The organism is Pseudomonas sp. LA5 (assembly GCF_028640825.1).
In the GTDB taxonomy this organism is placed as follows: Bacteria; Pseudomonadota; Gammaproteobacteria; order Pseudomonadales; family Pseudomonadaceae; genus Chryseomonas; species Chryseomonas aestiva.
Map to the genome: position 1 here is coordinate 246598 of NZ_JAQYZY010000032.1, position 23954 is coordinate 270551.

The following is a 23954-nucleotide window of genomic DNA, read 5'->3' on the forward strand; positions in this document are numbered from 1 at the left end:
GGTGCCTTGTGAACCCTGTCATGTACTGTGCAGATGTCGATTGGTCGATGCCTTGGCAAAGCAAATAATGGCACATCGACAACGTTTCACCTCGCGGCCAGGGCGGCCAACGTTGTTCAATGCTCCTGTAGTGGAACGCGATTCAGCCGAACGCAAGAACGGTTGTGGGAGGCGGTGGTGCAGAACGACGTAAACGTAGTTCATTTCAAGGCGCTCGGGGAATCTTCTTCCCGATTGCCCGCAGTGCTTTTACCGGTCAGGGATCGCGCCGCTCAGCGACTCAATGCGTCCTTGCAGCAGCTGTTCGACAACGCCGACGATGCGCTGTTTGAGATGGCCGATCGGGCCGGCAGCAACCAGGAACAGAGTCTCTACTTCGAAGCGATGCGTGATCTGCGCCTCCGGCGCAAGAGCATCGAGCGCAGCTTTCTCCAGCAGTATTTCGAGCGCTTCGCGGCGCTGAACAACCTGGTTGGCAGCAAGCCGGAGATGCGCCTGGACAGCGTTTCCTACGAAGACCTCAGTCTGGTGCAGAACGATGCGCTGGAAGAGAGCGTCGCCGTGGACACCATGGTGGCCAAGGCCCTCAGCAACAACGCCATGGCCATCAGCCACCTGACCATCAGGTTCAATACCCAGCTGTCGAGCAAGCTGGACGATTCGACTCATCCGCTGGGGCCGCGCCGCCTGTGCGAGGCCTTCGTCGAAGCCTGTCGTGATCTCGACACCGACATCAAGGTCAAGCTGATCATCTACAAGCTGTTCGAGCGCTTCGTGCTCAACGGGCTGGGTCAGCTGTATGCGGAATCCAATCGTCAGCTGGTCGAGGCGGGCGTACTGCCCCAGCTCAAGGCCATTCCCCAGCAGGTGCCGAGCCGCTCGGCCAAGGGCTACAGCGGACGCACCCCGGCCCACGTCAACAGCGAAGACGACGGTCAGGAACTCTTCGGCACCCTGCAGGGCCTGCTGGCCCAGCTGCGGACGCCGACCAGTGCGGCCCTGGGTGGCGCCATGACCGCAGATGAAGGCGCCGCGACCGGTGATGGCCAGGTCATCACCAGCTATGACCTCATGCGTCTGCTGTCCCACCTGCAGCAGCAGATATCCAGTCAGTCCCTGGATGGCTACGACCTCAAGGCGCAACTGGGTGTGGCCCTGGGCCGCATCAGCGAGCGCTCGGGTCGAAAGCGCGTGGTGGGGCAGGTCGACGAAGACGTCATCAACCTGGTGGCGATGCTGTTCGAATTCATTCTCGACGACCTCACCCTGCCGGATTCGCTCAAGGCACTGATCGCTCGCCTGCAGATTCCCATGCTGAAGGTCGCGGTCCTCGACAAGACCTTTTTCAGCCGTGGCAGCCATCCGGCCCGGCGACTGCTCAACGAGATCGCCGCCGCTTCCCTGGGCTGGGGCGAGCAGAGCGACCTGCAGCGCGACGGCCTGTATCAGAAGATCGAGCAGATCGTGCAGCGCCTGCTGTCCGACTTCGTCGACGATCCGGAGATCTTCGCCGAGCTGCTGGCCGACTTCATGGCCTATGTCAGCGACGAGCAGCGGCGCAGTGAGCTGCTCGAACAGCGCACCCGTGATGCCGAGGAAGGCCGGGCGCGCGCCGAGATCGCTCGCTTGCAGGTCGAGCACGTGCTCAGCCAGCGCCTGCAGGAGCACCCGTTGCCCGCTGCCGTGCAACGTGTCCTGCGCGAGGCCTGGAGCCAGGTGCTGCTGCTGACCTGCCTGAAGCAGGGCTATGATTCCAGCGAATGGCGCGCAGCCCTCAAGACCATGGATGATCTGATCTGGAGCATCCAGCCGCACCACGACGTCGCATCGCGCCAGCGCCTGCTGGAAATGGTGCCCGGCCTGCTCAAGGCACTGCGGGAAGGCCTGGCCAGCGCGGCCTTCGATCCCTTTTCCACCTCCGAATTCTTCACCGAGCTCGAGTCCCTGCACGTCCAGACCTTTCAGCAGACCCGTCCTGAACTGGCGGATGCGGCGGCGGATACGGCGGTCGTGGTGCCGGCGTCGGTGCCTGTCGACGAGCCCTTCGAGCTGCCGCGCGCGGCTGAGCGGATCACCGGACTGACCAGCGACTCCCTGGAGTGGGTGGATGTCCTCTCGGTAGGCGCCTGGTTGGAAATCCAGGATGTCGAGCAGAAGCTGCGCTGCAAGCTGGCCGCGGTCATCCGCCCCATGGGCCGCCTGGTGTTCGTCAATCGGACCGGCATGAAGGTGCTGGACCGGACCCGCGAGGAACTGGCGCTGGATTACCAGGAGGGTCGGGTACGGCTGCTGGACGATGCCCTGCTGTTCGACCGGGCCATGACTTCGGTGATCGGCAATCTGCGCGGTCAGTCGCTGTCCTGAGTGCTTTGCGCAAGGCATAAAAAAAGCCGTCCCTGAGGACGGCTTTTTTTATGCCCAGACCAGGGGCCTAGTGCAGCTTCAGGCGCGGCTCGGTCTTGCGTCTCAGGTGATCGCCGGCAAACAGCGCCAGGGCACGCAGCGGGCCATAGAGGGCGACTTGGTGCATCCGGTAGAGCGACACATAGAAGGTCCGCGCCAGCCAGCCTTCCAGGGTCAGGCTGCCGAGGGCGCCGCCCATGAGATTGCCCACCGCGCTGAAGCGCGACAGCGAGATCAGCGAGCCGTAGTCCTTGTAGACATAGTCGGGCAGCGGCTTGCCTTCCAGGCGCGCCTTGAAGGTCTTGACCAGCAGCGAGGCCTGCTGGTGGGCGGACTGGGCGCGCGGTGGCACGGTACGGGTGTCGCCGGGGGTCAGGGGGCAGGCCGCGCAGTCGCCGAGGGCGAAGACGTTCGGGTCGCGGGTGGTCTGCAGCGTCGAGTTGACCACCAGCTGGTTGATGCGATTGGTCTCGAGGCCCGCCAGGTCCTTGAGAAAGGCCGGGGCGCGGATACCGGCGGCCCAGACCTTGAGACTGGCCGGAACGAATTCGCCTGCGGTCTGCAGGCCGTCGGCGCGGACTTCCTTGACCGCCGAACCGGTCAGCACCCGTACGCCGAGTTTCTCCAGGGTGCGGTGCGCCTGGCCGGCGATCCGCTCGGGCAGCGCCGGCAGGATGCGTGGACCGGCCTCGACGAGGGTGATGCGCAGGTCTTCGGGACGGATGCGGTCCATGCCGTAGGCTTGCAACTCTTCGGCGGCGTTGCGCAATTCGGCCGCCAATTCCACGCCGGTAGCACCGGCGCCGACAATGGCCACCTCAATGTATTCACCCGGCTGCTCGCTGACGTGGGCGCGCAGGTAGTGGGTCAGCAGCTTGCGGTGGAAGCGTTCGGCCTGGGCTCGGGTGTCGAGGAAGATGCAGTTTTCCGCAGCGCCTGGCGTACCGAAGTCGTTGGTGGTACTGCCGATGGCCAGCACCAGGGAGTCGTAGCCGATCTCCCGTTCCGGAACCAGGACGGCGCCGTCGTCCTCGATCGCGGCCAGCTGCACCTTGCGGCGCTCGCGATCCAGGCCGGTCATGCGTCCGAACTGGAATTCGAAGTGGTTCCACTTGGCCTGGGCGACATAGCTGAGTTCGTCCTCGGTGGAATTGAGCGAGCCGGCGGCCACCTCGTGCAGTAGCGGTTTCCACAGGTGGGTGGCGTTGGCGTCGATCAGCACGATCTGCGCCTGGTCGCGCTTGCCGAGGCTGCGTCCCAGGCGGGTAGCCAGTTCCAGGCCGCCGGCGCCGCCGCCGACGATAACGATGCGATGGGTCATGGAGAGCACTCATGGAGAAGGAAAGCGGGGGCCGGACCGGGCGCGTCGCCGCAAGCGGGCGCAGTCCCGGGTCGGTAGATATCTGGGGGTCGTCGCAACGCGCGATAGTCGCGCCATCTAGCAGAGAAGATGGGCGAAAAGTCGTGACTTTCAAGGGAGGCGGCGTGCATCTGCTCTGGCAAGGATGTCTGCGGCGACGAGAGGTAGCGCTAGTTTAACCGGGCTGACCCGGCCATTCGACCCTGGAGAAACTGGGGTCAATCCAGGACCTCCACCCGATCGCCCAGGCGGATGATGCCGCTTTCCAGCACCCGGGTCGTGAGGCCGCCATGGCCGCGCACGGCCTGGAAGGTCCCCGGGCCCAGGCGTTCTTCCAGGCGCGCGCAGGGCTGGCACCAGCCCGTGGTCTCCAGGATCGCCTGGCCGATGCGAAAGCGCCGGTTCTTCAGGCTGAACAGATTGATCCCGGCGATGGCCAGATTGCGGCGCAGATCGGCGGGTGCGACCGTCTTGCCGATCAGCGCGGCCACCACCGGCAGGTGTTCCCACTGGATGAGGGTGACCTGGCGCTGGTTGCGCGGGGTAGGGCGGGCGTGATCGCCGGTCAGGCCCGCGTCACGCCGGGCTTCCACGGCCTCGATCTCGACCATGGGCGCACGGGAGGCGGGTCGCACGCCGATCCAGCGCACCTCGCCGGACTGGGGGACCTGGGCGAGCAGTTCTTTGAGCGGGATCATGGGGCTCCTTGACGCGATGGTGGTGCCAATTCGAGCGGTAGGGCAGGATAGCGGCCTCGATAGACCTTTCAAGAGAGGATGCCATGCGCGCTGGAGTTCTGGCGTTGTTGCTGTCGTGTCTGCTGCTGCCCCTGACCGCCCTGGCACTCGAACCCGGCGAGCGGGTGGCGCCCTTCACCCTGCTCGATCAGCGTGACCAGCCCTATACCTTCGACGACCAGCTGCAGGTCCTGCTGGTGGCGCGCAGCATGAGCGGCTCCGGCCTGGTCAAGGAAGCCATGCGCGAGCAGCCGGCGAACTATATCGACGGCAGCCGGGTGGCCTACATCGCCGATATCAGCAGCATGCCGGCGGCCATCACGCGGATGTTCGCCGTACCGGCCATGCGCAAGTACGGCTACCGAATCCTGCTCGATCGCGAATCGCGGATCGTGCCGCGCTTTCCGGGCGCTGCCGACAAGGTGCTCTGGGTGACCCTCGATCATGGCCGCTTCGTCAGCCAGCGCGAATTCAGCGACGCCACCGCGCTGCGCGACGCGCTCAAGGCCAAGGCCCGCTGATGGAGCGGGCGTTCGTCGAGGGCTGGTATCGCGAGGCGCGCCGCTGTCCTTCGCCCAACCACAACGAACGCCCGGCAGGGACGGTGGTGTCCCTGCTGGTGATCCACAACATCAGCCTGCCGCCCGGGCAATTCGGCACCGGCTGCGTCCAGGCGTTCTTCCAGAATTGCCTGGATCATTCGGCCCATCCCTTCTTCGCGGAGATCGCCGAACTGAAGGTGGCGGCGCACTTTCTCATCGAGCGCGACGGGGCGGTGACCCAGTTCGTCTCCTGCGAGCAGCGCGCCTGGCATGCCGGTATCTCCTGCTTCGACGGGCGCGAGAACTGCAACGACTTCTCCCTGGGCATCGAACTGGAAGGCACGGACGACCTGGCCTACACCGACGCCCAGTATCTTGCCCTGGGGCGGCTGACGCGGGCGCTGCAGCGCGCCTATCCGGCGATCAGCGCCGAGCGCATCCAGGGCCACAGCGCTATCGCCCCGGGCCGCAAGACCGATCCGGGACCGGCGTTCGACTGGCTGCGTCTGCACGCCGAGCTGCAGGACGGCGACGTCTAGGCCAGCCGGTCCGCGTCCCAGCCGAACACCGCGCAGGCATTACGCGTAGTGGTCGCCGCGAGTGTCTCGGCCGAAACCTGCCACAGCGGCGCCAGGGCGGCGCAGATGGCCGGCAGGTGGGTAGGGCTGTTGCGCACGTCCGGATGCATGGCGGGTGGCATGTCGGGCGCATCGGTCTCCAGCACGATGCCCTCCAGCGGCAACTGTGGCAGTACCCGCTGCAGTCTTTTCGCCTGCGGCCAGGTGGGCGCGCCGCCCAGCCCGATCTTGAAGCCCAGGCGCAGGTATTCGCGAGCTTCTTCATAGCTGCCGGAAAAGGCGTGGGCGATGCCGGCTCGGGGTGGCTTGAGACGCTTCAGGATCCTGACCACATCGGCATGGGCGCGGCGCACGTGCAGCAGTACCGGCAGGTCCAGCTCCATGGCCAGGCGCACCTGCTGTTCGAAGAACCAGGCCTGGCGCGTCTTGTCCGGCGTCTCGATGAAATAGTCCAGACCGATCTCGCCCAGGGCGCAGAGGCGGGGATCGCTCCGGCGTTCCAGGCAGAAGGTCCGGAGCGCCTCGATATCGGCCTCCTGATGGCGCTGCAGGTACAGCGGATGCAGGCCGGGCGCCGCATGGAGGCCGGTGTTTTCCGTGGCAACCCGCCAAAGTTGCGGCCACTGGCTGCGCTCGACGCCGATCAGCACCTGGCGGATCACCCCGAGTCGCGCGCATTCGGCCAGCAGGCCCGGTCGCGCGGCGTCGAAGTCCGGGTAGTCCAGATGGTTGTGGGTATCGATCAGCAGGCTCATGGCAGGCGGCGTTTGAGCACCCTCGGGATGGCCTGCACACCGGGCAGGTAGTGATCGTTTTCCAGGGCGTCCAGCATCAGCTCCAGGGCCCGCTCGGTGATGACCTCGTGCTGCTGGGAGATGGCGTTGACCTTGAACGGCAGATAGTCCAGCAACTGGGTATCGCCGAAGGTGGCCAGGCGCAGGGTGTCGCCTGCGGCCAGTGGATGATCGCGCAGCACATCCAGCACGCCTTGCAGCAGGACGTAGGAGGTGGTCAGCAGCGCCTCGGGCCAGTGGCCGAGTTCTTCGATCATGGCCAGCGCCTGGGCGCGACCGCCTTCCCGGCTGTAGTGGGGTGCATGCCGCTCCCAGTGGCGCGCCGGGTGGTCGGCGAGGGCCGCGGCGAAGCCGGCGGCGCGGGCGCGGCTGATGGCCAGGTCGGGACGGGCGCCGATCAGCGCGATGCTGTGGGTGTTCGGTGTCAGCAGCGTGGCCGCCAGTTGCCGGCCGGCGGTGTGGTCGTCGCTGACCACCGAGCAGAATTGCGCCGGATCGAGCTGGCGATCGATGGCGATGATCGGGATGTTGTGTTCCTGCAGCTGGCGGTACGGGGCGTCGTCCTCGGCCAGGCTGCTGGCGGTGAACAGGCCGTCGCAGCGGCGCGCGCGAAACAGCGCGATCAGCTGGCGTTCGCTGTCGGGATTGTCGTCGGTGCAGGCGATCAGCAGCTGATAGCCACGCGCCCGTGCCCGGCGTTCCAGCTGCTTGGCCAGGCGCGCATAGCTGGGGTTCTCCAGGTCGGGCAGCAGGAAGCCCAGGGTGTGGGTGGCACCACGGCGCAGGCCTGCGGCGCGCTGGTCGGGCTGGTAGCCGTGGGCTTCGACCACGGCCATGACCCGCGCCACGGTCGCCGCGCTGATGCGTCTTTGCGCCGCCTTGCCGTTGATGACGTAGCTGGCGGTGGTGAGGGATACGCCGGCCAATTGGGCGATGTCGCTGAGTTTCACGCCTGTTCCTCATGGGACCTGAATGGCCTGGCGCTGTACGGCGCTGGCGAGACGGTCTTTATTGTGTGTTGTGCTTCAAGGATCGGCGATTATCGAGTAACGTTCCAGTCCCATTGGGTGAAACGTTTCAGCTTTCTGTTGTCCGAGGGCTGGCACGAATCTGCCAAGGGCCCTGCCACGCCGCTCCCGACGCGATTGCAGGGCTGAGCGAGCCGGCAAGCATCTATTACAAGAAAGGCACGGCGCCAGGATCAGGCGCGCGGCGCCGGAGGTATCCTTCCATGTTCGAACTCAATGCCCAGCATATCCGCATGGCCCAGCAGGCGCCGGACAAGGCGACTGCCCTGGCCATGCTCGCCGAGTCCCTGGTGACCGACGGTCTGGTCGCCCCGGGTTATCTCGAAGGGCTCAAGGCCCGCGAGGCCCAGGGCTCCACCTACCTCGGCCAGGGTATCGCCATTCCCCATGGTACGCCTCAGACCCGCGACCAGGTGTTCGTCACCGGCGTGCGGATGATGCAATTCCCGCACGGGGTGGACTGGGGTGATGGTCAGCTGACCTACCTGGCCATCGCCATCGCCGCCAAATCCGACGAACACCTGCGCATCCTGCAGCTGCTCACCCGGGCCCTGGGTGAAAGCGACCTGCAGCAGGCCCTGCGCGAGGCCCGCGAACCCCAGCAGATCCTCGACCTGCTGCAGGGCGCACCCCAGGCGCTGGCGCTGGACGAAGAACTGGTGCAACTGGCCATCGATGCCGAGGACCTGGAAGACCTGGCCTGGCAGGGTGCGCGCATGCTCAAGCACATGGAATGCGTGGGGGCCGGCTTCGCCGGTGCCCTGCAGGCCAGCCAGCCGCTGCCGCTGGGCGACGGCCTCTGGTGGCTGAATAGCGAGACCGCGGTGAAACGCCCCGGCCTGGCCTTCGTCACTCCGCTGCAGACCCTGCAGGTGCAGGAGCAGCCGGTGCGCGGCCTGTTCTGCCTGGCCAGCCTGGGCGAGGGCCATCGTGCCCTGCTCGAACGCCTCTGCGATCTGCTCGTCGCCGGCCGTGGCCAGGAGCTGGCCCAGGCCACCTCCCGCCGCGCCGTGCTCGAAGCCCTGGGCGGCGAAGTCGCCCCGGACTGGCCCAGTGGCCAGGTGGTGCTGGCCAACGCCCATGGCCTGCATGCCCGTCCGGCCAAGGAGCTGGCGCGGCTGGCCAAGGCCTATGACGGCGAGATCCGCGTGCGCGTCGACAACGGTGCCCCGGTCTCGGCCAAGAGCCTGTCGCGCCTGCTGGCGCTGGGGGCCCGTCGCGGCCAGACTCTGGAATTCCTCGTCGAGCCTGGCACCCCGGCCGAGGCCGCGCTCAACGATCTGATCGGCGCTGTGCAGGCCGGTCTCGGTGAGGAAGTGGAACCGGTCACCGCCAGCGCACCGGCCCCGGCCGGGGCCGCCCGGGTCACCGCCATCAGCCTGGTGGACCCGTCCGAACAACTGCCGCTGGCCCCGGGCGATCGCGCCCAGGCCGTGGCCGCCGCCCCCGGCCTGGCCGTGGGCCCGGCGCATGTGGTGGCACCCCAGCACTTCGACTATCCCGCTACCGGCGCAGGCGCCGCCGCCGAACGCCAGCGCCTGGATGCGGCCCTGGCCGCGGTACGCGCGGATATCGAGGCGCTGATTGCGCGCAGCGAGCCCAGCGCTCTGCGCGAGATCTTCCTGACCCACCTGGAGATGCTGGAAGACCCGGATCTGCAGCAGGGCATCGCCGCCCGCCTCAAGGCCAACGCCAGCGCTGCGGCCGCCTGGGACGCCCAGATCGAGGAAGCCGCCAGTCAGCAGGAAGCCCTGCAGGACAAACTGCTCGCCGAGCGCGCCGCCGACCTGCGCGACGTCGGTCGGCGGGTACTGGCCCAGCTGTGCGGCGTCGAATCCGCCCGCGAGCCTGAAGAACCCTATGTGCTGGTGATGGACGAGGTCGGCCCGGGCGATGTGGCGCGGCTGGACCGCGAGCGCGTCTGCGGCATCCTCACCGCCCGTGGCGGCGCCAGCTCCCACAGCGCCATCGTCGCCCGCGCCCTGGGCATTCCGGCCATCGTCGGCGCCGGTCGCCGCGTGCTGGACCTGGCACCGCGCAGCGTGCTGCTGCTGGATGGCGACAAGGGCACCCTGGAAATCGCCCCGGATGCCCGTCGCATCGACGCCGTGCAGCGTGAGCGCGAGGTCCAGGCCGAGCGCCGCCGCGCCGCCGAAGCGCGCCGTTTCGAAAGCGCCACCACCCGTGACGGCCACCACGTCGAGATCGCCGTGAACCTGGGCGATACCGCCCAGGCCGCCGCCGCGGTGGAGCAGGGCGCCGAAGCCGTCGGCCTGCTGCGAACCGAACTGGTGTTCATGAGCCACGACAGCGCGCCCGATGAGGCCACCCAGGAAGCGGAATACCGCCGCGCCCTCGATGGCCTGGCCGGCAAGCCGCTGGTGGTGCGCACCCTGGACGTCGGTGGCGACAAGCCGCTGCCCTATCTGCCGCTGCCACCGGAAGAGAACCCCTTCCTCGGCATCCGCGGCATCCGCCTGACCCTGCGCCGTCCGGAATTGCTGGAGACCCAGCTGCGTGCCCTGCTCAAGGCCGCCGACGGCCGGCCGCTGCGGATCATGTTCCCCATGATCGGCCGGGTCGAGGAATGGCGCCAGGCGCGTGACATCCTCGACCGCCTGCGCCTGGAGATCCCCACCACCGACCTGCAGGTCGGCATCATGATCGAGGTGCCCTCGGCCGCGCTGCTGGCGCCGGTGCTGGCTCCGGAAGTGGACTTCTTCAGCGTCGGTACCAATGACCTGACGCAATACACCCTGGCCATCGATCGCGGCCACCCGCTGCTGTCCGGCGAGGCCGATGGCCTGCACCCCAGCGTGCTGCGCCTGATCGACATGACGGTGCGCGCCGCCCATGCCCACGGCAAGTGGGTGGGCGTCTGCGGCGAGCTGGCAGCCGATCCCGTGGCGGTGCCGGTCCTGGTAGGCCTGGGCGTGGACGAGCTGTCGGTCTCGGCGCGTAGTGTGCCGCTGGTCAAGGCCCGGGTGCGCGAACTGGAACTGCGCCTGGTTCAGTCCTGCGCTGCGCGAGCCCTGGAGCTGGCCACCGCCGACGAAGTCCGGCAAAGCGTGGAGGCCCTGCGATGAGCCGCATCCTCACCCTGACCCTCAACCCGGCGCTGGACCTCACCGTGCAGTTGCCGGCGCTCAAGCCTGGCGCGGTGAATCGCAGCGAGGCGGTGATCGTCCATGCCGCCGGCAAGGGCATCAACGTCGCCCAGGTGCTGGCCGATCTAGGCCACAAACTGACGGTGAGCGGTTTTCTCGGTGCCGACAACGCCGGCGCCTTCGAGGCCCTGTTCGCCCGTCGCGGTTTCACCGACGCCTTTGTCCGGGTGCCCGGCGAGACCCGCAGCAACCTCAAGCTGGCCGAGGCCGCTGGGCGCATCACCGACATCAACGGACCCGGCCCGGAGGTGTCCGCCGCCGCCCAGCAGGAATTGCTCGAAACCCTCGATCGCCTGGCCCCTGGCCACGACGCCGTGGTGGTGGCCGGCAGCCTGCCGCGCGGGGTGACCCCCGAGTGGCTGGCCGCGCTGGTCGGTCGGCTCAAGTCGCTGGGCCTGCCGGTGGCCCTGGACACCAGTGGCGCCGCCCTGCGCGCCGCCCTGGCCGCCGGTCCCTGGCTGATCAAGCCCAATACCGAAGAATTGGCCGAAGCCTGTGGTGCACCCGCCGAGACCGCCACCGAGCAGACGCTGCTGGTCGAGCAACTGCGCGCCCTCGGCATCGAGCATCTGGTGATCTCCCAGGGCGCCGACGGCGTGCGCTGGTACGGTCAGCAGACCCTGGAGGCGCAGCCGCCCAAGGTCACCGTGGCGAGCACCGTCGGGGCGGGGGATTCCCTGCTGGCCGGCATGCTGCACGGTCTGCTCACCGGCCAGTCGCCGGAACGCACCCTGACTACGGCCACCGCCATCGCGGCCCTGGCGGTCACCCAGATCGGCTTCGGCATCAACGATTCCGCGCAACTCGCCACCTTCGAAGACCAGGTGCGGGTACGCGTCCTTCCCGACTTTCCGCTAGAACAAGAATCAGGGGTAAACCCATGAACATCGCCATCGTCACGACCTGCCCGACCGGCATGGTCACCAGCGTGCTCAGCGCGCGCCTGCTGGACGCCGCCGCCCAGCGCCGTGGCTGGACCACCAGCGTCGAGATCCACGACGGCCCCGAGGCCACCCTGCTGACCGACGACCAGGTGGCGCGCGCCGAACTGGTGGTGGTGGTCCATACCGGAGCGGTCGACCTGTCCCGCTTCGTCGGCAAGCGTGTCTACCGCGCCGCTCCGGCCGAAGCCCTGCGCGACGTCGATGCCTTCCTGCAGCGCGCCGCCAGCGAAGCCAAGGTGCTGGAACAGGCCCCGGCGGCCAGCGGCGCTGCGCCAAGCGTACCGGCCAGTGCCAGCGAGACGCCACGGCTGGTGGCCATCACCGCCTGCCCGACCGGTGTCGCTCACACCTTCATGGCGGCCGAGGCCCTGCAGAACGCGGCCAAGAAGCTCGGTTATCGCCTGCACCTGGAAACCCAGGGCTCGGTAGGGGCGCGCAATCCGCTGCCGGCCGAGGCCATTCGCGATGCCGACGTGGTGCTGCTGGCCACCGACATCGAGGTCAATGTTGAGCGCTTCGCCGGCAAGCGCGTCTATCGCTGCGGCACCGGCGTCGCCCTCAAGCAACCCGAGGCGACGATCAAGAAGGCGCTGGCCGAGGGCGAAACCCTGGCCGGTAGCGCCGTGCCAGCGGCGGGCGAGGGCGCCAAACCCGCCAAGAAGGAAGGCGCGGGCGTCTACAAGCACCTGCTCACCGGGGTGTCCTACATGCTGCCGATGGTGGTGGCGGGCGGTCTGCTGATCGCCCTGTCCTTCGTCTTCGGCATCGAGGCCTTCAAGGAGCAGGGCACCCTGGCCGCGGCCCTGATGCAGATCGGCGGCGAATCGGCGTTCAAGCTGATGGTCCCGGTGCTGGCCGGCTACATCGCCTATTCCATCGCCGACCGTCCGGGTCTCGCGCCCGGCATGATCGGTGGCTGGCTGGCCGCCAGTCTGGGCAGCGGCTTCATCGGCGGCATCATCGCCGGCTTCCTGGCGGGCTACGTGGCCAAGGCCATCGCCCAGCACGTCAAGCTGCCGGCCAGCGTCGAGGCGCTCAAGCCGATCCTGATCATCCCGCTGTTCGCCAGCCTCATCGTCGGCCTGGTGATGATCTATCTGGTCGGCACTCCGGTGGCCGGCGCCCTCAGTCGACTCACCGACTTCCTCAACAATCTCGGCACCAGCAATGCCGTGCTGCTCGGCCTGATCCTCGGCGCCATGATGTGCATCGACTTTGGCGGCCCGATCAACAAGGCCGCCTACGCCTTCACCGTCGGCCTGCTGGCGTCCAAGACCTACGGACCCATGGCCGCCACCATGGCGGCCGGCATGGTGCCGCCCATCGGCATGGGCATCGCCACCCTGCTGGCGCGGCACAAGTTCGCCCAGAGCGAGCGCGAGGCCGGCAAGGCGGCCTCGGTGCTGGGGCTGTGCTTCATCTCCGAGGGGGCGATTCCCTTCGCCGCCAAGGATCCGCTGCGGGTGATCCCGGCCAGCGTCATCGGCGGCGCCCTTACCGGCGCCCTGGTGATGCTGTTCAACTGCAAGCTGATGGCGCCCCACGGTGGCCTCTTCGTGCTGCTGATTCCCAACGCCATCAGCCACGCCTGGCTGTACCTGGGCGCCATCGCCGCCGGCAGTCTGGTGACCGGGGTCATCTACGCGGTGCTCAAGCGCAACGAAGCCGCCACCGAACTGGTCCCCGCGGCCTGATCCGGACCCTGACGATACCGCTGTAACAAGAGGTTACACTGGGAGGCTCTCGCTTCCTGGTGTCCTCTTCTCCATGTCCGATCCCGTCTTTCCCGATACCGATCCCGAAGTCGCCGCCCGGCGTCGGCTGCATCTGCTGCGCCATCGCCGGCGCCGTCGGCTGCGCGAGTGGCGCCAGCGCATCGCCTTCTGGGTCGGCGCGGTGCTGGTAGGGCTGGCCGGTCTGGCCTTCGCCTGGCTGGCCGATGCCTCCTTCGGCCTCTTCCAGAAAATGCTACGGCACAGTGCGATCTGGCCCTGGCTGGTGACGCCGCTCGGCTTCGCCGGACTGGTCTGGTTGACGCAAGGCGTGTTGCGCGATGCCCGTGGCAGTGGCATTCCCCAGGTCATCGCCACCCTCGAAAGACCCGAAGCGGATCTGCGTGCCCGGCTGCTGGCGCCACCCATCGCCCTGGCCAAGCTGCTGCTCACCGCCGGCGCCCTGCTGGTGGGCGGCTCGGTGGGCCGCGAAGGACCTACGGTACACGTGGGCGCCGCGCTGCTCTATGGCTTCGGCAAGCGCCTCGGCCTGCATGGCCGCCGCACCCTGTCCGGACTCATCCTCGCCGGCGGTGCCGCCGGGATCGCCGCCGCCTTCAACACGCCCCTGGGCGGGGTGGTCTTCGCCATCGAGGAACTGACCCACACCTTCGAGCAGCGCTTCAGCGGCCTGGTGCTGACCGCCGTGCTGCTCGGCGGCATCGTCACCCTGGGCATCGTCGGCCCCTACAGCTATCTCGGCGCCCTGGATCTGCACCTGACCTGGGGCCTGGGCTGGATCGGCGTGGCAGTGATCGGCGTCGTCGGCGGACTGCTGGGCGGTTGTTACGGCCGCCTGGTGCTGCCCACCGACCGGGGCTGGCTGGGGCGCCTGAACGCCCTGCGCGGGCGACGTCCGGTGGCTTTCGCCGCCGGCTGCGGACTAGTGCTGGCGGCGCTGGGGTTGCTTTCCGGCCAGCATGTGTTCGGCACCGGCTATGCCGAGACCCATGCCATCCTGGCCGGCGAGCCGGTAACCGGGGGCGACTTCCTGCTGTGGAAATTTCTCGCCAATGTCGTCTCCTACCTGGCCGGGGTGCCAGGTGGCCTGTTCTCGCCTTCCCTGGCGGTGGGGGCCGCGCTCGGCCCCTGGCTGGTCGACTGGCTGCCGGGCATCAGCCTGGCGCAATGCGCCCTGTTGGGCCTGGCCGCCTACCTTGCCGGCGTCACCCGTACCCCGCTGACCGCCACCGTCATCACCCTGGAGTTGGCCCACAGCCCGGACATGGCGCTGCCGGTGCTGGCGGCCTGTCTGCTGGCCGCCGCCGTCTCCGGCTGGCTGATGCCGGTGCCGCTCTACCATGCGCTGTCGCAACAGGTACTGAACGCCCTCACGCCCCGACGCGACTAGACTCTGTACGAAAAATGCCTGCGCTTGGTGATGCTTCGTTGAAAAACACTTCGGAATGCTCATTTACCACTCGTAAACTCCGCTTCCTCAGCGTTTTTCGCCTCGCCTGACCGTCGCTCGGCGATTGTTCGTACAGAGCCCGGCCCTAGCGTCCACCGCCGATATCCAGCAGGGCGCCGGTGGTGTAGGAGGCTTCGTCCGACAGCAGCCAGAGAATGCCGGCGGCGATTTCCTCGGCGTCACCCGCACGCCCCAATGGTGTGGTCACGCCCAGGCGCTCGGCACGCCCCGGCTGGCCACCGCTGGCATGGATGTCGGTGAGGGTCACGCCCGGTCGCACCGCGTTGACCCTTACCCCGTGCGGACCGAGTTCCTTGGCCAGACCGAGGGTCAGGGTATCCAGCGCCGCCTTGCTGGCGGCATAGTCGACATATTCATTGGGCGAGCCCAGGCGGGCGGCGATGGAGGATACATTGACGATGGCCCCCCCGCGGCCGCCACGCTCCCGCGACAGGTGACGGGCCGCTTCGCGCGCGCAGAGAAAGGCGCCATAGACGTTGACCTCGAACATCCGTCGCAGGCGCTCGGCGCTCATGTCCACCAATGGCTGGGAATGGTCGACGATCCCGGCATTGTTGACGAAGCCGTCCAGCCCGCCGAAGCGCGCCACCGTGCGCTCGAACAGCGCCAGCACCTGGGCTTCGTCGGCCACGTCGCCGCACAGTGCCAGGCCTTCCCCGCCCAGACCCTCGATCTCGGCCAGGGTGGCCCGGGCCGCGGCCTCGTCCTGGCGATAGTTGAAGGCGACGTTCCAGCCGCGGCGGGCGGCGCCAAGGGCCGTGGCGCGGCCGATACCGCGACTCGCACCGGTGATGAGCAGGGTCTTGCGCATGATGAAAACCTCGGGCTAGAGAGCGGAGAGGGGAGACGGCTAACCGTCTGATGTGTCGAAAAAAGCTTGGACGTGCCCGACGTTTCGCCTAAAAGTAGGGTGAACGGCACGCGCCGCATTATCCGCGGCCACTTCGCGATCTGATTCCCAGGCTTGTCTGAAAGGTCACCGAGTGAAGGTGAGACAAGGCAAAAATCAGCGAGGAAGCGCAGTTTACGAGCGGTAAATGAGCATTCTGAGTTGATTTTCAACGCAGCATCACCGATGCGCAGGTACTTTTCAGACAAAGCTCAAGCGCTTGCAGAGGTCAATCCTGATGACAAGACCCCGCTTCATCTCGCCCAACGAAGTTTCCGCGCTCCGTACCAACATCCTCTCCAAGCTCACCTACGCCGTCGGCAAGGACCCCGACAACGCCCTCGACCACGACTGGTTCCAGGCCACCGCCCTGGCCGCCCGTGACTACATCGTCGACCGCTGGATGAGTCGCACCCGCGACGCCTATCGCACCGGCCAGAAGCGGGTCTACTACCTTTCCCTGGAATTCCTCATCGGTCGCTTGCTGATCGACAGCCTGTCCAACCTCGGCATCCTCGAAGAGACCCGCCGTGCCCTGGCCGACCTCGGCGTCGACCTGGAGCGCATCCGCGGCCTGGAGCCGGACGCCGCCCTGGGTAACGGCGGTCTCGGCCGGCTGGCCGCCTGCTTCATGGAAAGCATGGCCACCCTGGGCATCGCCAGCCATGGCTATGGCATCCGTTACGAGCATGGTTTGTTCCGCCAGGTGATCGCCGATGGCTTCCAGCTGGAGCAGCCGGAGAACTGGCTGGATTTCGGCAACCCCTGGGAGTTCGAACGGGCCGAGGTGGTGTACGAGATCGGTTTCGGCGGTCACGTCGCGCCCTATGGCGAAGGCGATCCGCGCCGCCAGGTGTGGACGCCCGGCGAACGCATTCGCGCGGTGGCCTATGACACCCCGGTGATCGGCTGGGGCGGGGAGGGCGCCAATACCCTGAGACTCTGGCGTGCCCGACCGCTGGAGATCCTCCACCTGGAAACCTTCAACGCCGGCGACCATGTCGGCGCCGTGGCCAACGAGGCCCGCGCCGAGAGCATCTCGCGGGTGCTCTATCCGGCCGACAGCAGCGAAGCCGGCCAGGAACTGCGCCTGCGCCAGGAGTACTTCTTCGTCGCCGCCTCCCTGGCCGACCTGACCCGCCGTCATCTCAAGCAGCACAACGACCTGCTCAGCCTGCCCGAGCACGTGTCCATCCAGCTCAACGACACCCACCCGGCCATTGCCGTGGCCGAGCTGATGCGGCTGCTGGTGGACGTCCACGGCATTCCCTGGGACGCCGCCTGGAGCACCACCGTCGGCACCCTCAGCTACACCAACCACACCCTGCTGCCCGAGGCGCTGGAGACCTGGCCGGTGCAACTGATGGAGCGCCTGCTGCCGCGGCACATGCAGATCATCTACCTGATCAATGCGCAGTTCCTCGACTCCCTGCGCGCCCGCGGCGAGACCGATGGCGCCATGATCTCCTATGTCTCCCTGATCGACGAAAGCCAGGGTCGCCGGGTGCGCATGGGTAACCTGGCCTTCCTCGGCTCGCACAGCACCAATGGCGTGTCGGGACTGCACACCGACCTGATGCGCAAGACGGTCTTCCGCTCGCTGCATCGCCTCTATCCGGATCGCATCAACAACAAGACCAACGGCATCACCTTCCGCCGCTGGTTGCACCAGGCCAATCCGGCGCTCACCGACCTGCTGGTGGATACCCTGGGCCAGGGCGTGCTGCACGATCCGGAAAAGACCCTGCCGCAGCTCAAGCCCTATGCCAACGACAGCAACTTCCGCGAGCGCTTCGCCCTGCAGCGTCAACGCAACAAGGACACCTTCACCAGCCTGGTGAAACAGCGGATGGAGATCGATCTCGACCCCGCCGCGCTGTTCGACGTCCAGATCAAGCGCATCCACGAGTACAAGCGGCAGCTGATGAACCTGCTGCAGACCATCGCGCTGTATCAGGCCATCCGCGACAACCCCAACGGCGACTGGACGCCGCGAGTCAAGATCTTCGCCGGCAAGGCCGCCGCCAGCTATCACCAGGCCAAGCTGATCATCAAGCTGGCCAATGATGTGGCCAAGGTGGTCAACAACGATCCCCTGACCCGCGACCTGCTCAAGGTAGTCTTCCTGCCCAACTACAACGTCAGCCTGGCCGAGGTCATCATCCCGGCGGCGGACCTGTCCGAGCAGATCTCCACCGCCGGCATGGAAGCCTCGGGCACCAGCAACATGAAGTTCGGCCTCAATGGCGCCCTCACCATCGGCACCCTGGACGGCGCAAACGTGGAGATGTGCGAGCTGATCGGTGAGGAGCACATGTTCATCTTCGGCCTCAAGGCGGCCGAGGTGGAGGAGCGCCAGCGCAGCGGCGGCATCTCCTCGGACATCATCGAGAATTCGCCACGCCTGGCCCAGGTCCTGGCGGGTCTGCGCGGTGGCCAGTTCTCCCCCGAGGATCCGGCTCGCTACAACAGCCTGCTCGACGTGCTTACCTGGCACGACCGCTTCCTGGTCTGCGCCGACTTCGATGCCTACTGGGACGCCCAGCGCCAGGTTGAAATGCGCTGGCAGCAGCCGGACAAATGGTGGCAATCGGCGGTGATCAACACCTCCAGCATGGGCTGGTTCTCCTCCGACCGCACCATCCGCGAATACGCCACGGAGATCTGGAAGGCGCTGTAGTCGAGCACGTGTCGCGGCCATGGCGGTCCGCCGCTGCGGCCGCTCCTACGGGTAAGGCACCCTCCTGTAGGAGCGGCCCATGGCCGCGATAAGGGCCACGACAGAGCCGGCGCCCAGGCAGGATGTGCTGGGCTTCGCTACGCTCAACCCAGCCTACGGCGGCTGGCCATGGCCACGATCAGCCACTCCCCGACTGAGAACCCCTGCCTTCCACGACGTCTACATCCTTGCAGTATCCGCCCCGCAAGCCCGTCACCGGAGTCCCCATGCCCCGCACCTCTACCCGCCTCGAAGCGGGCAATCCTGCCCATTACGGTGCCACCCTCGTCGACGGCGGGATCAACTTCGCCGTCTGGTCGCCGGCCGCCGAAGCGGTCGAACTCTGCCTCTATGACGCCAAGGGCGAGGCCGAGACCCAGCGCCTGGCCTTTCGCGAGCACGAGGGCGGCGTCTGGCACGGTTTTCTGCCCGGCGCCAAGCCGGGGCTGAGATATGGGTTGCGCGCCCGAGGCGCCTATCGTCCCCGGGACGGTCTCAGATTCAATGCCAACAAACTGCTGGTGGACCCCTGGGCCCTGGCGGTGGACCGGCCCTTCCAGCTGCACCCCAGCACCTATGGCTTTCATCCCGAAGACCCCAGCCGCCCGGACGAGCGCGACAGCAGCGCCCATGTTCCCAAGGCCATCGTCCTGCCCCCCGTTGACGCCCTGACGCCCGCGCCCAAGCGACGCGATGCCGGGCTGATCTACGAATTGCACGTCCGCGGCCAGACCCAGTTGCATCCGAAGGTCCCGGCCCGCCAGCGCGGCACCCTGGCAGCGCTGCGGCATCCCGCGCTGATCGAGCACTGGCAGCGCCTCGGCGTCACCACCCTGGAGCTACTGCCCATCGCCGCCTGGGCCGACGACCGCCATCTGCCGGCCCTGGGCCTGGCCAACTACTGGGGCTACAACCCGGTGCTCATGGCCGCCGTCGATCCGCGCCTGGCCGGGCACGAGGCCCTGGACGAATTGCGCGAGACGGTAGCCACCCTGCAGGCCGCCGGCTTCGAGGTGCTGCTCGACGTGGTCTTCAACCATACCGGCGAAGGCGATGAACTCGGCCCCACCTTCAATCTGCGCGGCCTGGACAATGCCGGCTACTACCGCCTGCAGCCGGACGATCCGGCGCGTTATATCAACGACATGGGCTGCGGCAACTGCCTGGCCCTGTACAGCCCGCCAGCGCTGCGCCTGACCCTGGACAGCCTCCGGCACTGGGTCACCACCGCCGGCGTCGACGGCTTCCGCTTCGATCTGGCGCCGGCGCTGGGTCGTCTGGAAAGCGGCTTTGATCGTGACGCACCGCTGCTCCAGGCCCTGGCCCAGGATCCGCTCCTGCGCCAGGTGCGGCTGGTGGCCGAGCCCTGGGACATCGGTCCCGGCGGTCATCAGGTCGGCGCCTTCCGCGCGCCCTGGCAGGAATGGAACGACGCCTTCCGCGACGACGTCCGCCGCTTCTGGCGCGGTGACGAGGGGCTGCGTGGCGCCCTGGCCACCCGCCTGGCCGGTAGCGCCGATCTCTTCGGCGCGGGCGATCGCCTGCTGCGCACCAGCGTCAACTTCATCACCGCCCACGACGGCTTCACCCTCGCCGACCTGGTCAGCTACGCCAAGAAGCACAATGAAGCCAACGGCGAGGGCAATCGCGACGGCACCACCGACAACAAGAGCTGGAACAACGGCGTCGAAGGCCCGAGCGCCGATCCGGCCATCCAGGAGGCCCGCGTCGCCGACCAGCGCGCCCTGCTGGCGACCCTGATCCTCGCCGGTGGCGAACCCATGCTGACCGCCGGCGACGAATTCGGTCGCACCCAGCAGGGCAACAACAACGCCTATGTGCAGGACAACGAACTGTCCTGGCTGGACTGGCAGCAGGCCGGCAGCCCCGCCGGAAGGCTGCAGAGTGCCTTTGTCGGCCGCCTCATGGCACTGCGCCATTCATTACCGGCTCTGCAGGCGCAGCGGCTGCTCGGACGACACGATCCCCGTGGCTGGGTCCGGATCGAATGGCTCGATGCCGACGGCGCGCCAATGGATGACGGCCGCTGGCAGGCGGAGGGCAGCTTGCCGCTCGCCCTTACCCTGGAGCCCCTCGATGGCGAGGATCAGCCCCAGGCCGCACGGATCTGGCTGGCCTTCCAGCCGCGCCGGGAGGAAATCGACCTGAGATTGCCCTCGTCACGTGACGGACATCACTGGGTGATACAGCTGGACAGCCGTCAGCCTGAACCGGAACCCGACTCGGCAGTCTACCCCAGCGCCGAAAATCTCCGTGTTGGCCGAGGCGTACTGCTGGCCGTGGAGACCCCGAACCCGCGCTAGGCGCGCGTTCCCTGTCGGCCGCCGGTGTCCAGTGAGCTGTCACCTCGGCAGGAAACCTGGAATCGGTACTGGCTGGCAGACCTGGCCTGACGGTCCGCTCTGCTTGAGACGGAGCTTGAGCTTTGGCGCTACACTCGCGCCCATCATTACAAGGAGCACCGCGATGTCCCGGATATCCCTCAGTCGTTACCTCATCGAGCAGACCCGCAGCCACAAGACCCCGGCCGACCTGCGCTTCCTCATCGAAGTCGTGGCCCGGGCGTGCAAGCGCATCAGCTACGAGGTGTCCAAGGGGGCGCTGGGTGGCGTGCTCGGCAGCATGGGCACCGAGAACGTCCAGGGCGAGGTGCAGAAGAAGCTGGACGTGCTGTCCAACGAGATCCTGCTGGAAGCCAACGAGTGGGGCGGCACCCTGGCCGGCATGGCCTCCGAGGAAATGGACCAGGTCCATCAGATCCCCGGTCACTACCCCAAGGGCGCCTACCTGCTGATGTTCGATCCCCTGGACGGTTCGTCCAACATCGACGTTAACGTCTCCGTCGGCACCATCTTCTCCATCCTGCGCAAGGACTTCGTCAGCAGCACCACCGGTGACGTGACCGAAGAAGCCTTCATGCAGAAGGGCACCGAGCAGGTCGCCGCCGGCTACGCCATCTACGGTCCCCAGACCATGCTGGTGCTGACCCTGGGCGACGGCGTCAAGGGTTTCACCCTGGATCGCGAACTGGGCAGCTTCGTGCTGACCCATGAGGACATCACCATCCCCGAGACCACTGCCGAATTTGCCATCAACATGTCCAACCAGCGCCACTGGGAAGCCCCGGTCAAGCGCTACGTGGACGAACTGCTGGCCGGCAAGGAAGGTCCCCTGGGCAAGAACTACAACATGCGCTGGATCGCCTCCATGGTGGCCGATGTCCATCGCATCCTTACCCGTGGCGGCCTCTTCATGTACCCGCGCGACGCCCGCGAACCGGAAAAGCCCGGTAAGCTGCGCCTGATGTACGAGGCCAATCCCATGGCCCTGCTGGTGGAGCAGGCCGGTGGCGCTGCCACCAACGGTCACCAGCGCATCCTCGACGTCCAGCCCGATGGCCTGCACCAGCGGGTAGCGGTGTTCCTGGGCTCCAAGGAAGAAGTGCAACGCGTGACCGAGTACCACCGTCAGCGTTGATCGCCTTCAAGCCGGACCGCCTGCAACGGGCGGTCCGGTTCACTCCTCGCGTCGTGCCTCAGCGTTCAGCTCCGATTCAGTCCCCTTAATCCGCCGCTAATCCGCCGCCGCCGAAGATGGCCGCGCAGCCGGTCGGGCTGTATTCGCATCGTGTGAGGAGCCTTTCACCATGAACGCCCTGAAATCCCGTGTCGTCCTCTTCGGCCTGCTGGCCCTGGCCAGTCACCAGGTCTTTGCCGCCGATACCCAGAACTTCGCCGGCCTCACCTATGGCAAGAGCTACGACAACTTCAGCAACAGCCACGCCCTCGACCGCAACCTGAACAGCCCCGATACCGATGGTGCCATCGATGGCAGCAACACCTGGGGGCTGCGCCTCGGTCAGCAGAACGACACCGGTCGCTACTATGCCACCCTCGACCAGGCCAGCGGCAGCAGCGCTGGCCTCGGGCTCAAGCAGCAGGACCTGACCGGCAGCTACGATGCCTTCTATCCCCTGGGCAGCAATACCAAGCTGTTCGGTGGCGGGACCCTGGGCGTCGCCCGGGTCACCCAGGATGGTTCCAGTTTCGGCCACGACAGCGACCTCGGCTATGTGGCCGGGGTCCAGGCCGGCATCCTGCAGCAGGTCAACGAGCGCACCTCCCTGGAAGCCGGCTATCGCTACCTGCGCAGCAATGCCAAGCCCGATATCGACCAGGACGGCGCCAAGCTCGGCTCGAGCCAGCTCGACAGCAGCAAGGAAATCTACCTGGGCATGAACGTCTATTTCTGAGGCGTGCCGGGGCGCCAGCGGGCGCCCCGACTTTCAGCTGAAGGGATCCAGCCCCGCGAAGACCGCCACCAGCGCGACGGCGACCACCCCCAGGGCGATCTCCATGGCCGTGGCCCGGCGCAGCAGCTGCCATGCCTGCGGCCCCTGTCCCAATCGCGGCACCAGCAGATAACGATTGGCCAGGGCCAGGACGACCATCGTCGCCACCACCAGTACCTTGGCCAGCAGCAGAGCGGAGTAGGGCGTCAGCCGCAGCAGGCCGTCCGGCCCCAGGATCAGCAGGCTGTTGAGCGCGCCGCTGAGCAAGGCCAGCGCCACGCAGATCTGCCCGGGCAGCGAGTAGCCGCGCAGCAAGTGCTGGACGTCATCCCTCAGGTCCGGGGGCGGCTGCCCCAGGCACAGCAGCACCCCGGGCAGACTGCCCAGCCAGAGCCCCGTGGTGAGCAGATGCAGGGCCTGGTTCAGCTGGTGCGCCAGGCCTAACCCGGCCGCCGTCGCGGCGGCATGGCCACCCAGGGCCAGACTGGCCAGCAGCAGGCCGCTGAATCCCCATAGCCACCGACTGCCGTGAATCCCGGGTCCCACCAGCAGCCACAACGCCAGCAGCAGACCCAGTGGCAATTGCCAGCGCCAGCCATGGCCGGCCTCGGTGGCCAGATACAGCTGCCACAGCGGCAGGTTGAAGGCATCCGTCCAGCCCTCGCCCACCAGCGCGGCCTGCAGCGGCAACTGGCTCGATATCCCGAGCAGCAGCAGCGCGCCCAGCAGGCGGGCCGAGAGGCGGGCGCGTGCCAGTAGCCAGAGCCGCAAGCCGGGGCGACCCAAGCAGAGCGCCAGGGCCAGATAGCCCCAGGTCAGCAGCAGCGGCAGCAGCAGCAGGGTACGGGCGACGGGGCGCCAGGCATCGGGCGTCGCCAGTCCGCCGTCCATCCTTACTGGACGGTGAAGCGGTAATCGCCCTGGGTCTTGTGCCCGTCCTTGGCCAGTACGCGCCACTTCACCTGGTAGCGACCCGGTTCCAGCGGCGCATCCAGCGGCACGTCCAGGGTGCGCTCGTCGCGCCCGGAAATGACCTTGCCGGTAGTGATCGCCGTGCTGGCCTGGCCATCCTGACGTTGCAACAGCACCTGACTGAGAGACGCCTCGATCCCTTCGGAAAAGCTCAGACTCAATTGCTTCGGTGCCGCGCTGGTGCTGTCGGGGGCGGGCTCGGCGCTTTTGAGATGACCATGGGCCAGGGCCAGGCCGGGCAACAGCAGGGCGGTCAGGGCGAGGCGGCGAGCGAGACGCAGGGCAGCGGTCATGGAAATCTCCGG

18 protein-coding genes are annotated in these 23954 nt (G+C 67.4%); 11 read left to right on the forward strand and 7 right to left on the reverse strand.

The annotated features are described in order from the left end of the window. Nucleotides 1-177 precede the first annotated feature (177 nt). On the forward strand, nt 178-2364 hold the full coding sequence (locus PVZ72_RS10335; protein ID WP_187980160.1) for a DUF1631 domain-containing protein: 2187 nt from the start codon (nt 178-180) through the stop codon (nt 2362-2364). A 67-nt stretch (nt 2365-2431) separates the two neighbouring features. On the opposite strand, the gene PVZ72_RS10340 is transcribed toward PVZ72_RS10335, so the two are convergent. Next, entirely contained in the window at nt 2432-3724 is a 1293-nt protein-coding gene (locus PVZ72_RS10340; protein WP_187980159.1) for an NAD(P)/FAD-dependent oxidoreductase, read from the reverse strand. A gap of 257 nt (nt 3725-3981) precedes the next feature. After that, a complete protein-coding gene (locus tag PVZ72_RS10345) occupies nt 3982-4461 on the reverse strand; it encodes an MOSC domain-containing protein (RefSeq protein WP_187980158.1) in 480 nt (159 codons plus the stop codon). Nucleotides 4462-4544: 83 nt separating this feature from the next. Between PVZ72_RS10345 and PVZ72_RS10350 the strand changes: the two genes are divergently transcribed. Beyond that, nucleotides 4545-5021, forward strand: coding sequence for an FAD/FMN-containing dehydrogenase (locus PVZ72_RS10350; protein WP_133862524.1), 477 nt, complete (start codon nt 4545-4547; stop codon nt 5019-5021). Further along, the gene (ampD, locus tag PVZ72_RS10355) at nt 5021-5581 is read left to right on the forward strand and encodes a 1,6-anhydro-N-acetylmuramyl-L-alanine amidase AmpD (protein ID WP_273861851.1); all 561 of its coding nucleotides are present in this window, start codon (nt 5021-5023) and stop codon (nt 5579-5581) included. The genes PVZ72_RS10350 and ampD overlap by 1 nt, the downstream gene beginning before the upstream one ends. Here ampD and PVZ72_RS10360 read toward each other — a convergent pair. Then, nucleotides 5578-6375 carry a TatD family hydrolase gene (locus PVZ72_RS10360; RefSeq protein WP_273861852.1) on the reverse strand — a complete coding sequence of 266 codons (798 nt, stop codon included), beginning with the start codon at nt 6373-6375 and terminating at the stop codon, nt 5578-5580. The genes ampD and PVZ72_RS10360 overlap by 4 nt on opposite strands. Beyond that, nucleotides 6372-7364, reverse strand: a complete 993-nt coding sequence (gene cra / locus PVZ72_RS10365) for a catabolite repressor/activator (RefSeq protein ID WP_133862521.1) — start codon at nt 7362-7364, stop codon at nt 6372-6374. The genes PVZ72_RS10360 and cra overlap by 4 nt, the downstream gene beginning before the upstream one ends. Before the next feature lie 281 nt (nt 7365-7645). On the opposite strand from cra, the gene ptsP reads away from it, so the two are divergent. The 4 genes from ptsP to PVZ72_RS10385 all read left to right on the forward strand — a co-directional run bounded on the left by ptsP (nt 7646) and on the right by PVZ72_RS10385 (nt 14676). After that, nucleotides 7646-10528, forward strand: coding sequence for a phosphoenolpyruvate--protein phosphotransferase (gene ptsP, locus PVZ72_RS10370; protein WP_273861853.1), 2883 nt, complete (start codon nt 7646-7648; stop codon nt 10526-10528). Further along, nucleotides 10525-11493, forward strand: a complete 969-nt coding sequence (gene pfkB, locus PVZ72_RS10375; protein WP_273861854.1) for a 1-phosphofructokinase — start codon at nt 10525-10527, stop codon at nt 11491-11493. Before ptsP ends, pfkB begins: the two co-directional genes overlap by 4 nt. Then, the gene (locus PVZ72_RS10380) at nt 11490-13247 is read left to right on the forward strand and encodes a PTS fructose-like transporter subunit IIB (RefSeq protein ID WP_187980153.1); all 1758 of its coding nucleotides are present in this window, start codon (nt 11490-11492) and stop codon (nt 13245-13247) included. The genes pfkB and PVZ72_RS10380 overlap by 4 nt, the downstream gene beginning before the upstream one ends. Nucleotides 13248-13320: 73 nt before the next feature. Further along, a complete protein-coding gene (locus tag PVZ72_RS10385; protein ID WP_273861855.1) occupies nt 13321-14676 on the forward strand; it encodes a chloride channel protein in 1356 nt (451 codons plus the stop codon). 145 nt (nt 14677-14821) lie between these two features. Here the strand turns inward: PVZ72_RS10385 and PVZ72_RS10390 are convergent, their stop codons facing one another. Further along, nucleotides 14822-15568 (reverse strand): SDR family oxidoreductase, encoded by a 747-nt coding sequence (locus tag PVZ72_RS10390; RefSeq protein WP_273861856.1) that lies wholly within the window; start codon nt 15566-15568, stop codon nt 14822-14824. Nucleotides 15569-15884: 316 nt separating this feature from the next. Here PVZ72_RS10390 and PVZ72_RS10395 point away from each other — a divergent pair, with 316 nt between their 5' ends. The 4 genes from PVZ72_RS10395 to PVZ72_RS10410 all read left to right on the forward strand — a co-directional run bounded on the left by PVZ72_RS10395 (nt 15885) and on the right by PVZ72_RS10410 (nt 22638). Beyond that, a complete protein-coding gene (locus tag PVZ72_RS10395) occupies nt 15885-18326 on the forward strand; it encodes a glycogen/starch/alpha-glucan phosphorylase (protein ID WP_133862515.1) in 2442 nt (813 codons plus the stop codon). Nucleotides 18327-18592: 266 nt separating this feature from the next. Further along, nucleotides 18593-20689 carry a glycogen debranching protein GlgX gene (gene glgX, locus PVZ72_RS10400; RefSeq protein ID WP_273861857.1) on the forward strand — a complete coding sequence of 699 codons (2097 nt, stop codon included), beginning with the start codon at nt 18593-18595 and terminating at the stop codon, nt 20687-20689. Nucleotides 20690-20852: 163 nt separating this feature from the next. After that, nucleotides 20853-21863 carry a class 1 fructose-bisphosphatase gene (locus PVZ72_RS10405; protein WP_133862513.1) on the forward strand — a complete coding sequence of 337 codons (1011 nt, stop codon included), beginning with the start codon at nt 20853-20855 and terminating at the stop codon, nt 21861-21863. A gap of 169 nt (nt 21864-22032) precedes the next feature. Next, a complete protein-coding gene (locus tag PVZ72_RS10410; protein WP_187980150.1) occupies nt 22033-22638 on the forward strand; it encodes an outer membrane protein in 606 nt (201 codons plus the stop codon). A 33-nt stretch (nt 22639-22671) separates the two neighbouring features. Here the strand turns inward: PVZ72_RS10410 and copD are convergent, their stop codons facing one another. Both copD and copC read right to left on the reverse strand, forming a co-directional pair. Continuing rightward, nucleotides 22672-23568: a copper homeostasis membrane protein CopD gene (gene copD / locus PVZ72_RS10415; protein ID WP_273861858.1), complete on the reverse strand. Its 897-nt coding sequence runs from the start codon at nt 23566-23568 to the stop codon at nt 22672-22674. Nucleotides 23569-23570: 2 nt separating this feature from the next. Beyond that, complete coding sequence (copC, locus tag PVZ72_RS10420) at nt 23571-23942, reverse strand: copper homeostasis periplasmic binding protein CopC (protein WP_133862510.1); 372 nt, start codon at nt 23940-23942, stop codon at nt 23571-23573. Between the last annotated feature and the right edge of the window lie 12 nt (nt 23943-23954).

Coding starts and splice junctions, on each gene's coding strand:
- PVZ72_RS10340 (WP_187980159.1), bottom strand. CDS start 3,724: ATGACCCATCGCATCGTTATCGTCGGCGGCGGCGCCGGCGGCCTGGAA.
- PVZ72_RS10345 (WP_187980158.1), bottom strand. CDS start 4,461: ATGATCCCGCTCAAAGAACTGCTCGCCCAGGTCCCCCAGTCCGGCGAG.
- PVZ72_RS10350 (WP_133862524.1), top strand. CDS start 4,545: ATGCGCGCTGGAGTTCTGGCGTTGTTGCTGTCGTGTCTGCTGCTGCCC.
- ampD (WP_273861851.1), top strand. CDS start 5,021: ATGGAGCGGGCGTTCGTCGAGGGCTGGTATCGCGAGGCGCGCCGCTGT.
- PVZ72_RS10360 (WP_273861852.1), bottom strand. CDS start 6,375: ATGAGCCTGCTGATCGATACCCACAACCATCTGGACTACCCGGACTTC.
- ptsP (WP_273861853.1), top strand. CDS start 7,646: ATGTTCGAACTCAATGCCCAGCATATCCGCATGGCCCAGCAGGCGCCG.
- pfkB (WP_273861854.1), top strand. CDS start 10,525: ATGAGCCGCATCCTCACCCTGACCCTCAACCCGGCGCTGGACCTCACC.
- PVZ72_RS10380 (WP_187980153.1), top strand. CDS start 11,490: ATGAACATCGCCATCGTCACGACCTGCCCGACCGGCATGGTCACCAGC.
- PVZ72_RS10385 (WP_273861855.1), top strand. CDS start 13,321: ATGTCCGATCCCGTCTTTCCCGATACCGATCCCGAAGTCGCCGCCCGG.
- PVZ72_RS10390 (WP_273861856.1), bottom strand. CDS start 15,568: ATGCGCAAGACCCTGCTCATCACCGGTGCGAGTCGCGGTATCGGCCGC.
- PVZ72_RS10395 (WP_133862515.1), top strand. CDS start 15,885: ATGACAAGACCCCGCTTCATCTCGCCCAACGAAGTTTCCGCGCTCCGT.
- glgX (WP_273861857.1), top strand. CDS start 18,593: ATGCCCCGCACCTCTACCCGCCTCGAAGCGGGCAATCCTGCCCATTAC.
- PVZ72_RS10405 (WP_133862513.1), top strand. CDS start 20,853: ATGTCCCGGATATCCCTCAGTCGTTACCTCATCGAGCAGACCCGCAGC.
- PVZ72_RS10410 (WP_187980150.1), top strand. CDS start 22,033: ATGAACGCCCTGAAATCCCGTGTCGTCCTCTTCGGCCTGCTGGCCCTG.
- copD (WP_273861858.1), bottom strand. CDS start 23,568: ATGGACGGCGGACTGGCGACGCCCGATGCCTGGCGCCCCGTCGCCCGT.
- copC (WP_133862510.1), bottom strand. CDS start 23,942: ATGACCGCTGCCCTGCGTCTCGCTCGCCGCCTCGCCCTGACCGCCCTG.